Below are 15068 nucleotides of genomic sequence, written 5' to 3'. Positions count from 1 at the left end.
TTATTTTACTCCTTTTTAAAATTTTACTTCGTCGTCATCGTAATAAGGAAGCATGTCCGGTTCCTGCGGGTATGTATTATTACCGTTATTGCAGCCGATCTTCACGCCCTTCTTTATCGGAGAAAACATAAAACCTACGATGACGCCTATGAGAAAACTGCAAAGTGCAAACAGCCATAATGCTGCACTGCTGCTTCTGATCTCCTCATTGAATTTACACATACAATTACATTTTTTCATAATAGTTTCCTCATTTACTGCAACAAGGGCGAATATCTCTATCCGCCCTATTGTTGATATGGTTTACTTTTCAGCGATAGCTGCAACACCGGGAAGTACCTTGCCTTCAAGGTATTCAAGTGAAGCACCGCCGCCTGTTGAAATGTGGCTCATCTTGTCAGCAAAGCCGAGCTGAATAGCAGCTGTAGCAGAGTCGCCGCCGCCGATGATTGTTGTAGCATCAGCCTGTGCAAGAGCCTCACAAACAGCAACTGTACCCTTCTTGAGGGTAGGATTCTCAAATACACCCATAGGTCCGTTCCAAACAACTGTCTTAGCAGACTTTGCAGCCTCAGCAAAGATAGCAGCTGTCTTAGGTCCGATGTCAAGACCCATCTTATCAGCAGGGATCTTGTCAGCATCAACATAGTCTACGCTGATCTCTGCATCGATAGGATCCGGGAATGAATCAGCAACAGCTGTATCAACAGGGAGAAGGATCTTCTTGCCGAGCTTTTCAGCCTTAGCGAGCATTTCCTTACAGTAGTCAAGCTTTTCTTCGTCAACAAGAGACTTACCGATAGAGCCGCCCTGTGCCTTAATGAATGTATAAGCCATACCGCCGCCGATGATAAGTGTATCACACTTTTCGAGAAGATTGGAGATAACATTGAGCTTATCAGCAACCTTAGCACCACCGAGGATAGCAACGAAAGGTCTCTCGGGAACCTCTACTGCATTACCGAGATACTGGATCTCCTTCTGCATAAGGTAACCAACAGCTGTTTCCTTAACGAACTTTGTAACACCTGCTGTGGAAGCATGAGCTCTGTGAGCAGAACCGAAAGCGTCCATAACGAATACTTCACCATCGATAAGATCAGCAAGCTCCTTGGAGAAGTTCTCGCCGTTCTTTGTCTCCTCGTCTCCGCGGAAACGTGTATTCTCAAGAACTACGATCTCGCCGTCCTTCATTGCAGCAACTGCCTTCTTTGCGTTGTCGCCTACAACAGTATCATCAGCTGCAAAGATAACATTTGTCTTAACGAGCTCGCCGAGTCTCTTAGCTGCGGGAGCAAGTGAGAATTTAGCCTCAGGACCGTTCTTGGGCTTTCCGAGGTGTGAGCAGAGAACAACCTTTGCACCGTTCTCTACAAGCTTATTGATAGTGGGAAGAGCAGCCTGGATTCTGTTATCATTAGTGATAACGCCGTCCTTCATAGGAACGTTGAAATCAACTCTAACGAGAACCTTTCTGCCCTTAACGTTAATGTCTTCTACAGTAACCTTGTTTAATCCTGCCATGGGTATGACATCCTTTCGTAATATGATACATTCTTAGCTGTTGTTATATTATTAACAACGTACATTTCTATTTTACACTATTTTGAAAGATTTTGCAAGCCTTTCCGTAATTTTTTTCATGTTAAAGATGTAAAATTTTTTTGGTCGGAGCCAATATATAAAAATCTCCATGTTAAAACACTGTTCATTCGATAAAATAACATATTCTGTGTTGACAAAGTATTTTATGTAAAGTATAATTTATAAAAAGTTATATTTAAGGAGAAACAAATGGAAAACTTTATTATGTCACCTGTCGGAACGGTAAAAAACAATGTTCATGAAAAGAAAGACATATCATGGGGTGTGGATATTTCGACAATTGAAATAAAAGCTGAATTCATATCTGGTCTCAAAGGTCTTGAAGACTTTTCACACTGTATCATTCTTTTCTATCTTGATCAGGCCAATTACGAATGTGAAAAACACCTTCAAAGGCGACCTCAGAACCGCTCTGATATGCCTTTAGTCGGAATCTTCTCGCAACGAAGCAAAGATCGACCGAATAAGATCGGCATAACAGCTGTGGAAATAGTTTCCGTATCAGATGACGAGCTTGTTGTAAAAGGGCTCGATGCAGTTGACGGAACACCGGTTCTTGATATAAAGCCGTATTATCCTGTATACGATAAAAAAGACGCATCTGTACCCGAATGGGCAGATTGCCTTATGAAAAATTATTTTTGAAAATAACCAAACAATTATGAACGGAGATTTCTATGGATAAATTCAACGTAATCACAGAATTGTTTAAGCAATCAAAAGACTCGGAAAAAGCTTCTGCAATGTCAGCGTACATGAAAAACAAGTTTGATTTTTACGGTATACCATCACCTGAAAGAAAAGAACTGTGTAAAGACTTCATTAAGTCTGAAAAGGCTGCCAAAGGAATCGACTGGGAGCTTCTTGATAAATGCTATGAAGATAATCACAGAGAAATGCAGTATCTTGTTTACGATTATCTGCTCGCCATGAAGAAATATCTTTCTTATGAAGATATTGATAAAATAAAGACATATATCACTGCCAAATCATGGTGGGATACTATTGATTTTCTGTGCAAAGTCATTGGCGATATAGGTTTAAGAGATAACAGAGTTGGCAGAATGATGATCGATTGGTCAAAAAGCGATAATATCTGGCTTAAAAGAACAGCTATCCAGCACCAGCTGACATATAAAGATAAAACCAACACAGAGCTGTTAGAAGAAATAATCCAAAATTGTCTTGATACTGACGAATTCTTCGTCAATAAAGCTATCGGCTGGGCGTTGAGGGAATACTCAAAAACTTCTCCTGAATGGGTGAAGGTCTTTATAACCAAGTACCAAAACGAGCTTAGCAGTCTCAGCATAAAGGAAGCAAGCAAATACATATAAAAATAAACCCGAAAGCAAGTCTTTGCGACCGCTTTCGGGTATTTTTATACTTTTATCACTTAAATACTGCAAGGAGGAAGCCTGCTGCGATAGCAGAGCCGATAACACCTGCAACATTCGGACCCATAGCATGCATGAGCAGGAAGTTTGAAGGATTAGCCTTCTGACCTTCCATCTGAGATACACGAGCAGCCATAGGTACAGCAGAAACACCTGCGGAACCGATAAGAGGATTTACCTTGCCGCCTGTAACCTTATACATAATCTTACCGACAAGAAGTCCGCCTACTGTTGAGAAGCAGAATGCTGTAAGACCAAGAACGATTATCTTGATAGTCTCAAGTGAAAGGAAACGCTCAGCAGCTGTTGTTGCACCAACTGAGATTCCGAGGAATACAGTTACGATGTTCATAAGGGCATTTTGTACTGTATCAGAAAGTCTCTCTGTAACGCCGCACTCTCTCCAAAGGTTTCCGAGCATAAGACAACCAATAAGAGGAGCTGTAGAAGGCAGAAGAAGTATTACGAACATTGCAACAATGATCGGGAAAAGTATCTTCTCTGTCTTGGACACAGTTCTTGACTGCTCCATTTTGACTTCTCTTTCCTTCTTGGTTGTGAGAAGCTTCATAAGCGGAGGCTGAATCATAGGTATAAGAGCCATGTATGAATAAGCCGCAATAGCGATAGGTCCAAGAAGCTCGGGAGCCAGCTTTGTTGTGAGGAAGATAGCAGTAGGACCATCGGCACCGCCGATGATGCCGATAGAAGCTGCCTGATTTCCGCTGAATCCAAGGCAAACAGCTCCGAAAAATGCAAGGAATACACCCATCTGAGCAGCAGCTCCGAGAAGGAGACTCTTAGGATTCGAGATGAGAGGACCGAAGTCAGTCATAGCGCCAACACCCATAAAGATGAGTGAAGGATATATACCTGCCTTTACACCGATGTAAAGGATATCAAGAAGTCCGCCGTTACGCATAATAGCGCCGTAGCTGTGATAATCGGGATGATCATGGTTAAGGAAATTATCCCAAAGGTCCATGTGATAAAGTGCGTCTGCCGAACCTGCGCCAAAATATGAAAGATTTACGAGGAGACAGCCGAACGCTATACCAACGAGAAGAAGAGGTTCAAACTTCTTCTTTATTCCGAGATAGAGGAGTACGCAGGAAACCGCTATCATTATAAGGTTTTTCCAGCCTCCGTCTACGAGAAAGCTGTGGAAACCGGAGCTTTCCCAAAGGGTTTTCAGGGTTTCAAGTATGTCCATTTTCTGTCCCCCTTATGCTATAACAACAAGAGGAGCACCAGTATCTACAACTGAACCCTTGCTTGTAACTACCTGTGCAACTGTGCCGTCCTTCGGAGCAACTATCTCGTTCTCCATTTTCATTGCCTCAAGGATAATAAGTATCTGTCCGGCCTTTACTGTGTCGCCCTGAGCAACATCAACTCTGAGGATATTACCCGGCATAGGAGCAGTTACAGTCTCGCCTGCTGCAAGATTTACGGGAGCAGCAGGTGCAGCCGCAGGAGCGGGAGCTGCCGCCGGAGCAGCGGCAACGGGAGCAGCTGCTGCAGGTGCAGGAGCAAGTGCCTCATATTCATCAAGCAGAACAGCCTTTCCCTGCTCTACCTCAACCTCATAGGTTTTACCGTTAAGAGTAACTTTATACTTCATGATTATTTGACCTCCTTAATGGAAATAAAGTGCAGCTCATTGAGCGGCTTCTGCATTTTATCGGCAACAATTGCCATTATCATTGCAGCTTCCTTATCAGGAACGTCAAAGAGCTTTACATGACCTGCCGAACCGGGTGCAAGCGGAAGTTCAGCCTTTGTTTCAGCAGCAGGTTCAGCGGGAACAGCCTTCTTTGCAGCAGCTTCGGCAGCTGCTTTGGCTTTTGCATCCTTAGACTTGAATATAGCACCTGTGCAGTAAAGAACTATCATAAGAATGACAAGGCCGGCAAAAACAACAGAATAACCAAAAACGGCTGTTACCGCTGCATCACCTATAGAAAGTTCATCAGCTTTTTCAACTGCGGCAGGAATCAGCATATTATCTAACATACCTCTTCCTCCTTACATTTCTTCGATAGTGTAAACAGCTTCGTTTTCTTCCTTAGCCTTGCGGTCATTAAGGAATTTTACGGTCTGATCGGGATAGCAGATGTAGCTCATTACATCTTCCTCACTTCTGCAAAGGTCGCCTAGAGCTTCTCTTGCAGCTGCGAATTCTTCACCTGTACGCTTCTGATCCTCGATACGGCAGTCAACAGCTTCACCGTCGCCAAGAACCTTCTCTACAAGCTCCTGCGCAATAGGAGCAGGAGGATTACCGTATTCGCCCTTTATGTAATTCTTGATCTCCTTGGAAATGTTCTTGTATCTCTCACCTACAAGCACGTTTGTAACAGCCTGATTGCCGACCATCTGTGAAAGAGGTGTAACAAGCGGAGGATAGCCCATATCGGCTCTTACCTTCGGGATCTCCGCGAGAGCGTCATCAAATTTGTCCATAGCGTGCATATCTGTAAGGTTAGCTATCATATTTGAAAGCATACCGCCCGGAACCTTATATACTAGAGCCTGAGCGTCTGTTCCGAGGCTCTTGGGATTGAGCTGACCGTTGTCGATGTACTTCTGCTTTATGGGCTTAAAGTAGTCATTTACCTTATTGATTATATCCTCGTTAAGGCCTGATTCTATGCCATACTGCTCGAGAGCATAGAACATAGTCTCAGTTGCAGGCTGTGATGTACCGCCTGAGAAGCATGATGTAGCTGTATCAATTACATCAATACCTGACTCGATAGCCTTTGTAATTGTCATGTAAGCCATACCTGTTGTGCAATGAGTATGAAGAATAAGGGTCATATCGCCGATAGCGTCCTTGATGCCCTTGATAAGGTGTTCTGCCTCGTATGGAGACATTGTGCCAGCCATATCCTTGAGGCATATAGTATCAAAGCCCATAGTCTTGAGCTCCTTGCACATCTCGATGTACTTGTCAACGGTATGTACAGGACTCTGAGTATAAGAGATACAGCCTGATGCAATAGTCTTTTCAGTTGCATACTTCTTTGTAGCATTCAGAGCGGTCTCAATGTTTCTGAAGTCATTGAGAGCATCGAAAATACGTATAACATCGATACCATTCTTGATAGAGAGCTCAATGAACTTCTCAACTACGTCATCATGGTAGTGCTTATAGCCCAGAAGATTCTGACCTCTGAGAAGCATCTGAAGTCTGCTGTTGGGAAGATTTTTTCTCAGATTACGGAGTCTCTCCCAAGGATCTTCACCAAGATAGCGCAGGCAGGAATCAAATGTAGCTCCGCCCCAACATTCTATGGAATAATAACCTGCCTTGTCCATATCGGAAAGGATACCCTCATAATCCGAATAAGGCAGACGCGTAGCCATCAGTGACTGATTGGCATCACGTAAAACAGTTTCTGTCAGTTGCACTTTTTTCATGTACAAGCCTCCTCAAAATAAATCTGCATTGCAGAAAAAATACTAAACTACGATCAGAGGTAAAGAAATATATTTATTTCCTTAAAAAAACCCCAATCAAATCTTATTATAACATATCCGATTTTAAATTTCCACTATTTTTTCATATTTTATAATTATTTTTTTAATTTAAGCAAATAAGAAATCTATTTAAACAAAAAAAAAGAAAATCAGACCTGTTTCGGGCAGATCTGATTTTTTTGTTATAAGCTGTCAATAAATTCGTGTATTGCTTTCTCAGCAACCCGATATCTTTTCCTGAATTCCTCTGCTGAGATTCTCATTGCTCCGTTTCCAAGAATTATCATTTGTTCCGTACCGTCCGAAGTTGCAACGCGGACGCGGTGATTCTTTGAAAGCTCATGTGAAACGCGCTCAATATATGTATCAGCCGTTTCTGACTCCTTGGTGTATACAATATTAATATTACAATATTTTTCAACATCCCTGTGTTTTCCCTTGACTTTATAGGCATCAAACACAAGTATCAGTTCACAGCCTGCATAGCCCTGATAATTGCACATACGATTTATTAGTTCTCCCCTTGCAGCATCAAGGTTCTCCTCAGCTATCTTTTTTAGATCATCCCATGCAAAAATAATATTATAACCGTCAACAAGAAGATAATCTGGTCCGTCATACTTAGGCAGTCTGACCTTTTTATCCTCGACAGAAACAGCTTTTGTCTTTTTAAAGGCACGAACAGGGTCACGATTGATCTTTCCGTATGTCCTCTCAAATATTTCCATGAGCTCTTCATCACTTACAGCTTTTTCCACTAATCTTCTTGCTTTTTCGCTGTTTGATGTACTGCTCTGCTCTTCTTTCTGTTCAAGATAAAGAGGGAGATGCATATTATCATATACCTCGTCCCACTTTACTATATATCCAGCACCATGAGAACAAAAGACAGAATCAGCGCTGTTTTCGACGTCACTGTCGCAGTCGTATCCGATCATAACTATTACATCATTAGTGTTATGGCACTCCTTATAACCCGCTATATTGAATGATAGTCTCCCCTTACCGCGGGTATACGATATAACTTCTGACTGATAATTGCCGATCTCCGAAACAGGCGCACAGCCTTTTATCAGTGAATTATCTCCCATATTTACAGGTGCATCGAATTCTGCCGACATCTGCTGCAAATCAGCAATCGCTCTTCCCACATTTTCTGTCGGGACCTCAAGCTCATAGTCATAATACGGTTCAAGAAGGACTGATTCTGCATTTCTTAATCCTTGTCTTATGGCGCGATAGGTCGCTTGTCTGAAATCTCCGCCTTCCGTATGCTTCAGGTGAGCTTTTCCGCTTACAAGCGTAAGCTTCATATCAGTTACCGCCGAACCTGTAAGCACACCAATATGACTTTTCTCGGCCATATGTGTAAGGATAAGCCTTTGCCAGTTCCTGTCAAGGTCATCTTCAGGACAGACAGATGAAAATACCAGTCCGCTGCCCAGCGGAATCGGTTCGAGAAGAATATGCACCTCTGCATAATGCCGAAGAGGCTCATAATGTCCCACTCCCTCCACAGGATAACGAATCGTTTCCTTGTAAGTAATTGCTCCGTCCGCAAAAGAAACTTCATAGCCATATTTTTCGAGTACAAGTTTTGTCAGGACTTCCGTCTGAACAGCCCCCATAAGTTGTAAATGAATCTCTTTACTATCCTCATTCCACAAAATATGAAGCATTGGATCCTGATCTTCAAGTATTCGGAATTCATTCAGAGCTTCACTGCAATTTTTCTCTTTTGGGAGAATGACTCTGTATGTCATAACAGGTTCAAGCGAAGCCCTATCGGAATTATTCTCAAATCCGAGGCCTTGTCCCGGATAAGTACCGGTAAGTCCTGTTACTGCGCATATTTCTCCTGCATCTGCATAATCGGCTGTTTTGAACCTCTCGCCTGTATAGAATCTTACCGAGCTAATTTTACAGCTGTATTCATTACCGTCGGAATCGCTGTAATGCATCTCATCGCGCATTTTCAGCTGTCCGCCTGTAATTTTCATATGAGTAAGTCTGCTGCCCTTTGAATCATAAGAAATCTTATATACCTTGGCACCGAAGTCATTTCCGAACAGCTTTGAAAGCGTATAACGCTCAATTATATCGATAAATTCGTCTATTCCGTTGATTTTCAATGCTGATCCGAAAAAACACGGGAATACTTCACGCTTTTTTATAGCTTCAGCGATCTCAAATGATGTAAGCTCTCCAGATGACAGATACTTTTCCATCAGCTCCTCGGAAACCGTGGCACTATTCTCTGCAATTTCATCATCGTTTCCCGAAAAATCAGCACATGATAACGAAAGTCTTTTTCTGAGCTCACCAATTATATAAGACTTGTCCGCCCCAATGAGATCCATCTTATTTACAAAAATAAAAACAGGAATCTCATATTTTTTTAGAAGCTTCCAGAGCGTCGCAGTATGGCTTTGAACGCCGTCTGTTCCGCTAATGACAAGGATAGCATAGTCAAGTACACACATAGTTCTCTCGGTCTCAGCCGAAAAATCAATATGTCCGGGAGTATCAAGAAGGGTAAAGTGAGTATCATTGACATTAAACTCAGCTTGTGAAGAAAAAATGGTAATACCTCTTTCTCGTTCAATGGAATCTGTATCAAGGACAGAATTACCGTCATCAACTCGTCCCGGCTTACGAATAACACCTGTTTTGTAAAGAATAGCCTCAGCAAGCGTAGTTTTTCCTGAATCTACATGAGCAGTTATACCTATTATAATATTCTTCATCAGATCACCTCGGCTGTTTTTTTCGTTTTATTGTAACATAAAACCAGAGATTTGTCTATACAAAATAAAATGTTACACATTAAAAAGTACGTACGAATATAATATCTTATACAATAAGGCTGCAATACAGGAGGAATTATGAAAAAAAGATCCAAAACTCACATAAATAAGAAAACAAAAGGTATGATAGGCGGATTAAGCATTATAATTATACTGCTTTTCTCTTTTTATAAAATTGATAACTCTATCAGGCCTGTTGCAAGGATACAGGCAGTACATTTTGCAGAAAAGACCGCAAACGAAGTTATAGAGGCAACTCTGACCGATTATCTTTCACAAAATAAATTTACATATTCAGACTTTGCGGTTTTATTGCTTGACGAAGATAAAAAGGTATCTTCCATTGAAATGTTATCATATAACATAAATAAAGTACAGGCGGAAGTGACGCTGAAGATCAATCAAAGCCTTGAAAGAAACGGCAAACGAAGTACACAGATTCCATTTGGCTCGCTTACAGATAATTCATTGCTTATCGGCAAAGGTCCTAAGCTGAAAATAAACGTATCTCCTGTTGGCTCAGCATCAGTTGAATTGAAAAGCGACTTCAGGGAGGCAGGGATAAACCAGACCTGCCACACAATATATGCCGTAATCAAAGTGAAAATGTCTTCTTCTGTACCAATGTACAGCTATAATACAGAAACTGAGCTAAAATTTCTCATCGCCGAAAATATAGTTGTAGGACAAATACCGTATATTACAGCTTTTTCACAGAAATAGCATTTACTTGTTTCCTTCAGCACATACCCATTTCTTGCCTTCAATTGTATGAACAGCTACATCTATAAAGCCCGCATTTTCAAGCAATGCACGAAATTCTGCAAGTGTAGGATTGAAAAGATCATACTTTTTTATTCCTTCTATATCATCCTTATCAAGCTCGGCATCTCCGCTTATATCCGCTACGATGAGAAATTTACCGCCTTTGTCCAGAACACGGTAAACTTCTTTAAGGTTTTCCTGAGGATCAGGCCAGAAATAAAAACTTTCAATGGTTATTATCTTATCCAAGGAATTGTTTTCAAAAGGCAGCATTTCTACTGATGCGCTGATTATGCTTACTTTTCCACATTCAACGTCTTTTGAATTATGTTCTGTTGACAGTTTTACCGAAAGATCAGAATAATCAACACCATAAATTTTTCCGTTAGCAACTTCTGATGACATTTTTCGTATAGCCTCTCCGGCACCGCAGCCAATGTCAAGTATCCTGTCATCTTCTTTAAAATCAAAAAATGAAAACGCCCATGCTGTAACAGGAGAATGTTTTTCGCTCATTCCGTTAAGCATTTCTTTTCCGGCTTCTCCATGGGGCTTACGAGGGTTTCCAAGTTCAGTGACCGAAATTTTTATATCTTTCATATTCGCATTCCTTTCAAGCCATTTTGCAACGCCGTCGTCATTGTTGCTTTCGATAATACCTGTGGCGAGTTCTTTTAACTCATCAGCTGCATTTTCTACTGCGTAGCCTTCATCGGCTGCTTCAAACAAATCCGTATCATTAAGTGCATCACCGAAAACAACCAGCCTGTCGCATCCAAGGTGAGCTTTCAACTGCACGGCAGCACTGGATTTTGTTGCTTTCAGCGGCATAATCTCTAACCATTGTTCACCAGAATAAATGTCCTTCTGAAAAACACAATGATACTTTTCCTTATACTTATCATAAAAAGGCAGGAGTCGTTCTTCGGTGTCAATACAGGTCAAATAGAATATCTGACCTTTGTGGAGCTCAGCAGATGTTTCAACAGGATTTGTCCTGCTGTCCCCTTTTCTTGAATTGACAAAATCTTTCATCCCATCATTGATCTTGTCCTTTACAAACGAAAATTTTTCGTTTCCGTTCTGAATGGAATAAACTGTTGGATATATTTCATTCGATAACATCTCATCAATGACCGAATGAACATCTTCTCCGAACAGATTTGAAAGCATTTTTTCACCTGTAGCTGTATCAATAACAAATACACCGTTATATACGATCACAGGAATACCTGATTTTATTCCGCTTGTTACTTTACGCGCTGTATTTAATGAACGTGCCGTTGCATACGAAAAAAAAATGCCATCGTCTATAAGCTCGTTTACTGTTTTTGCAGTATAATCCGAAACTCTCTGATTACTGTTAAGAAGAGTTCCGTCAAGATCAGAAAGATAAAGTGTCTTCATATAATACTCTTTTCTATAATTCAAAAAGGCTGACGTCAGACGGCAGCCTTTAAAAAAATTATTCTACTGTTACACTCTTTGCGAGGTTTCTCGGCTTATCAACATCATAGCCCTTTGCCACGGAAACATAGTATCCAAGGAGCTGAAGCGGAATTACCGACAGACTGCCTGCAAAATGAGAATCAGTCTGAGGAATATATACCGTAAAATCAGCAAGATCTTCCATGCTGTAATTTCCGTATGTTGTAAGTCCCATCAGTGAAGCACCGCGGCTCTTTACCTCGACCATATTGCTTACAGTCTTTTCGTAAAGCTCCTGCTGTGTAAGAACGCCGATAACCGGAATACCTTCCTCGATAAGGCTGATAGGGCCATGCTTAAGCTCACCGGCAGCATATGCTTCGGAATGAATGTAGCTTATCTCCTTCATTTTAAGGCTTCCCTCGAGTCCGATGGCATAATCGATTCCACGTCCGATAAAGAAAGCATCCTTGGCGCCTGCAAGCTTGTTTGCATACCACTGTATACGCTCCTTATCCTCAAGGATCTTCTCGATCTTATCGGGAATGGTATAAAGCTCCTTAAGAAGCTCGCAGCATTTTTCTTCTGTCATTTCCTCACGGGCAACAGCAAACTGAAGTGCAAGTAGATAGCCCGCAATAAGCTGAGTGCTGTAGGCCTTTGTAGTAGCAACAGAAATCTCGGGACCTGCAAGAGTATAGAATACGTTATCAGCTTCACGTGCTATGGACGATCCGACAACATTAACAATACCAAGCGTCATAATTCCCTTTTCCTTCGCTTCTCTGAGAGCTGCAAGGCTGTCAGCGGTCTCGCCGGACTGACTAATAATTATTACAAGGCTGTCCTTTACGAGAGTCATCTTTCTGTATCTGAACTCAGAAGCAAGTTCAACTCTTACAGGTATAGATGTAAAATCCTCGATAACATACTGAACTGCCATTCCTACATGATAGGCACTTCCACAGGCAACGATGTAAATCTGGCTGATCTTTTTCATCTCATCATCTGTAAGACCAATAGAAGAAAAGTCTATCTTTCCGTCCTTTACAACAGAATTAATGGTATCACGAACTACCTTAGGCTGCTCATGTATCTCCTTGAGCATAAAATGCTCATAGCCGCCCTTTTCAGCAGCTTCAGCATCCCACTTGATCTCTGTGAGAGGCTTTTCGATCTCCTCTCGATCAATATTATAGAATGTTACTCCGCCCTTTACAAGCTTTGCGATCTCCATATTGCCTATATAGTATACATTCCTTGTATACTTGAGTATAGCAGGAACATCAGATGCAACATAAGTTTCACCGTTTGCAATACCAATTATCATAGGGCTGTCCTTACGTGCTGTGTATACCTCACCGGGATAATCCTTGAACATTACACATAAAGCGTAGGAACCTCTTATACGGATCATCGCACGTGCAATTGAATCAACAGGGCCGAGATTATACTTTTTGTAGTAATAATCAATAAGCTTTACAGCGACCTCGGTATCAGTCTGTGATATAAACTCATAACCACTCTTTGAAAGCTTTTCCTTTAATTCCTGATAATTTTCGATAATACCGTTATGAACAGCAATAACATTTTCATCTTCGCTGCTGTGGGGGTGGGCATTAAGTGCAGAAGGTTCACCGTGTGTAGCCCAGCGTGTATGACCTATACCGCAGTCGCCTTTTACGGCATCACCGTTATTGGTCATTTTCTTAAGTTCTTCAAGTTTTCCTTTAGCCTTAACGATCTCGGTCTCGCCTTCGCCGTCACGAACAGCAATACCAGCTGAGTCATAGCCTCTGTATTCAAGCTTTGAAAGTCCGTCGAGCAGTATGGGAGCTGCCTGTTTACTTCCTGTAAAGCCGACTATTCCGCACATAATTTTTTCCTCCAGAATTATTTTTAGGTACTTAAAATCCGCTTACTGCATCCAAATCTAAAATGCCAGATTAGAATTATTATACTATATTTACAAGCATTTGTCAACCATGTTATTTTCTTATATTCGGATTATTCATTGGAACTGTATTAACTCTCGCGATAGGCGTCTGCTCTCTTTTTTCACCAAGATAAGAATCCGTATTCACCCTGAGTTTTATGCCGTTTTCTTTTCTGTAATCAGACGCTCCTGTTTTCTGATGTACAGACTTCATGCTTGATTTCATAATCGAAACCACAATAAATGCAACAACTATTCCTATAATCAGAGAAATGAAAAAAGAGCGAACAGGATTAAACGTTTTAACAGGTTTTGCCGCATAGGAAGATGTTGAATAATCTTCTGTTTCGGCATATCCGTCATCAGCATCCTCATACGCATCTGCGGTATCACCAGAATCATCCTCTTCATCAACAAATTCAAATTCATAATCGGCAGATGCTGTCAGCCCAACATTATATCCGAAAACTCTTTCTGAAGCAGCACCAACGGAGAAAAGCATTCCTAATGAAGCAGCAACAGCTGCGATCTTTTTTAACTTCATACTTCCTCCTTATAATCCAAGCAGCAATGACAAGCCGAAGCAGGCAGCTGTAACACCTGCGGCAATAACAAAGAACCATTTTGCCGCAGCACCGGAATCTACAGGAAGATCTCCTACAAATTTACCGGTCTGACCATTCATAGCAAAGGTATATTTATTGCCGTTCCATGTAGTGTTGAGCAGCCATACGGGATACAGCGCATATTTGGCCTTTGCATTATGCAGCTTGATATTACCGCTTTCTTTATTGACAACATCATAGCCATGTACGGTGCTGTCGATGATCTGCTGAGTAGTATTTTTTATTCTTTTATTCGCTCTTTCAACACTGTCTTCAGCTGATACATCGTATTTATCGGCGAGAAAGCCTGACAGGTATGCTGTCTGGAACTCAACAGCTTCATTAAAGTTGAAAGGCTCAATGGATTCCATAAGTTCATCCTTCATTTTTGTGGAGCCATCCACAGGAACACATTCAAAATCTACTGTGCCTTCACGCTGCAGAGAAAAGAATTTTCTTTCAGTATAGCTGAATTTTTCATCGCTCCAGCGTTTGATCTTTTCAGCTTTATACAGCATATTGGCTTCCGCTTCTGCGTCAAACAGCCATACCGGTACGTATACGCCCTTGATTTCATCAATATGATTCTGATCCTTAAATACCTTCGGAAGCAGCTTTCGACCGCTGATATGGTTTTTTAAAGCTTTTTTTGCAGCTTCTTTATCATATTTGAAGGGAATTACATAATCAGGCTTCAGATCTCCTGAGAAATTACCTGACATGACCACCGGATTATCGCAGTACGGGCATTTTGAAGCAGCCGTAGTTGAATCTATGATGATCTCGCCGCCGCAGGATTTGCACGTATATACGCGCATACCTTCTGTTTCTCCGTCTTTCCAGTCTGAACCTGCCTCCGACTCCCATTTCATTTCATCCGGCTTTGAATTTTCAAGAGCATTATCGTGCTCTTTAAGGGAATCAACGTCAAAAACAGATTCGCAGAATGGACACTTCATTTTTTGTGATCCGCTGTCAAATTCAAGCTTTCCCGCACAGGCAGGGCATTTATATTCTATAATGTCAGACATTTTTTCAC

The 15068-nt window shown here is 41.4% G+C and carries 14 protein-coding genes; 3 read left to right on the top strand and 11 right to left on the bottom strand.

Annotated features, from left to right (window positions below):
• Window positions 1-15: 15 nt before the first annotated feature.
• Both RF007C_RS08420 and RF007C_RS08415 read right to left on the bottom strand, forming a co-directional pair.
• On the bottom strand, window positions 16-240 hold the full coding sequence (locus tag RF007C_RS08420; RefSeq protein ID WP_019678648.1) for a hypothetical protein: 225 nt from the start codon (window positions 238-240) through the stop codon (window positions 16-18).
• Window positions 241-303: 63 nt separating this feature from the next.
• Complete coding sequence (locus RF007C_RS08415) at window positions 304-1524, bottom strand: phosphoglycerate kinase (RefSeq protein ID WP_019678647.1); 1221 nt, start codon at window positions 1522-1524, stop codon at window positions 304-306.
• Window positions 1525-1794: 270 nt separating this feature from the next.
• Here RF007C_RS08415 and tsaA point away from each other — a divergent pair, with 270 nt between their 5' ends.
• Together tsaA and RF007C_RS08405 are read left to right on the top strand one after the other, a co-directional pair.
• Complete coding sequence (gene tsaA, locus RF007C_RS08410) at window positions 1795-2250, top strand: tRNA (N6-threonylcarbamoyladenosine(37)-N6)-methyltransferase TrmO (RefSeq protein WP_037299100.1); 456 nt, start codon at window positions 1795-1797, stop codon at window positions 2248-2250.
• A gap of 32 nt (window positions 2251-2282) precedes the next feature.
• Window positions 2283-2942: a DNA alkylation repair protein gene (locus RF007C_RS08405; RefSeq protein ID WP_037299098.1), complete on the top strand. Its 660-nt coding sequence runs from the start codon at window positions 2283-2285 to the stop codon at window positions 2940-2942.
• Between the two features lie 55 nt (window positions 2943-2997).
• Here the strand turns inward: RF007C_RS08405 and RF007C_RS08400 are convergent, their stop codons facing one another.
• From RF007C_RS08400 to RF007C_RS08380, 5 genes are all read right to left on the bottom strand, one after another.
• Window positions 2998-4215: a sodium ion-translocating decarboxylase subunit beta gene (locus RF007C_RS08400; RefSeq protein ID WP_019678645.1), complete on the bottom strand. Its 1218-nt coding sequence runs from the start codon at window positions 4213-4215 to the stop codon at window positions 2998-3000.
• A gap of 12 nt (window positions 4216-4227) precedes the next feature.
• Window positions 4228-4626, bottom strand: a complete 399-nt coding sequence (locus RF007C_RS08395) for a biotin/lipoyl-containing protein (RefSeq protein ID WP_019678644.1) — start codon at window positions 4624-4626, stop codon at window positions 4228-4230.
• 2 nt (window positions 4627-4628) lie between these two features.
• Complete coding sequence (locus RF007C_RS08390) at window positions 4629-5018, bottom strand: OadG family transporter subunit (RefSeq protein ID WP_019678643.1); 390 nt, start codon at window positions 5016-5018, stop codon at window positions 4629-4631.
• 12 nt (window positions 5019-5030) lie between these two features.
• Window positions 5031-6428, bottom strand: coding sequence for a pyruvate carboxylase subunit B (locus RF007C_RS08385; protein WP_037299097.1), 1398 nt, complete (start codon window positions 6426-6428; stop codon window positions 5031-5033).
• A gap of 242 nt (window positions 6429-6670) precedes the next feature.
• Window positions 6671-9235 carry a translation factor GTPase family protein gene (locus RF007C_RS08380; protein WP_037299095.1) on the bottom strand — a complete coding sequence of 855 codons (2565 nt, stop codon included), beginning with the start codon at window positions 9233-9235 and terminating at the stop codon, window positions 6671-6673.
• Window positions 9236-9373: 138 nt separating this feature from the next.
• Here RF007C_RS08380 and yunB point away from each other — a divergent pair, with 138 nt between their 5' ends.
• Window positions 9374-10018: a sporulation protein YunB gene (gene yunB / locus RF007C_RS08375; RefSeq protein ID WP_037299092.1), complete on the top strand. Its 645-nt coding sequence runs from the start codon at window positions 9374-9376 to the stop codon at window positions 10016-10018.
• Window positions 10019-10021: 3 nt separating this feature from the next.
• Here the strand turns inward: yunB and RF007C_RS17485 are convergent, their stop codons facing one another.
• From RF007C_RS17485 to RF007C_RS08355, 4 genes are all read right to left on the bottom strand, one after another.
• Window positions 10022-11467: an HAD-IIB family hydrolase gene (locus tag RF007C_RS17485; RefSeq protein WP_161634884.1), complete on the bottom strand. Its 1446-nt coding sequence runs from the start codon at window positions 11465-11467 to the stop codon at window positions 10022-10024.
• Window positions 11468-11525: 58 nt separating this feature from the next.
• Complete coding sequence (gene glmS / locus RF007C_RS08365; RefSeq protein ID WP_037299091.1) at window positions 11526-13364, bottom strand: glutamine--fructose-6-phosphate transaminase (isomerizing); 1839 nt, start codon at window positions 13362-13364, stop codon at window positions 11526-11528.
• A gap of 112 nt (window positions 13365-13476) precedes the next feature.
• A complete protein-coding gene (locus RF007C_RS08360; RefSeq protein WP_037299089.1) occupies window positions 13477-13968 on the bottom strand; it encodes a hypothetical protein in 492 nt (163 codons plus the stop codon).
• 9 nt (window positions 13969-13977) lie between these two features.
• Window positions 13978-15060 (bottom strand): zinc finger domain, LSD1 subclass, encoded by a 1083-nt coding sequence (locus tag RF007C_RS08355; protein WP_037299087.1) that lies wholly within the window; start codon window positions 15058-15060, stop codon window positions 13978-13980.
• Window positions 15061-15068: the final 8 nt, after the last annotated feature.

Origin of the sequence: Ruminococcus flavefaciens 007c, from assembly GCF_000571935.1 — a bacterium.
GTDB classification, from domain to species: Bacteria; Bacillota; Clostridia; order Oscillospirales; family Ruminococcaceae; genus Ruminococcus; species Ruminococcus flavefaciens_F.
This window is presented reverse-complemented; position numbering and strand designations above follow the sequence as displayed.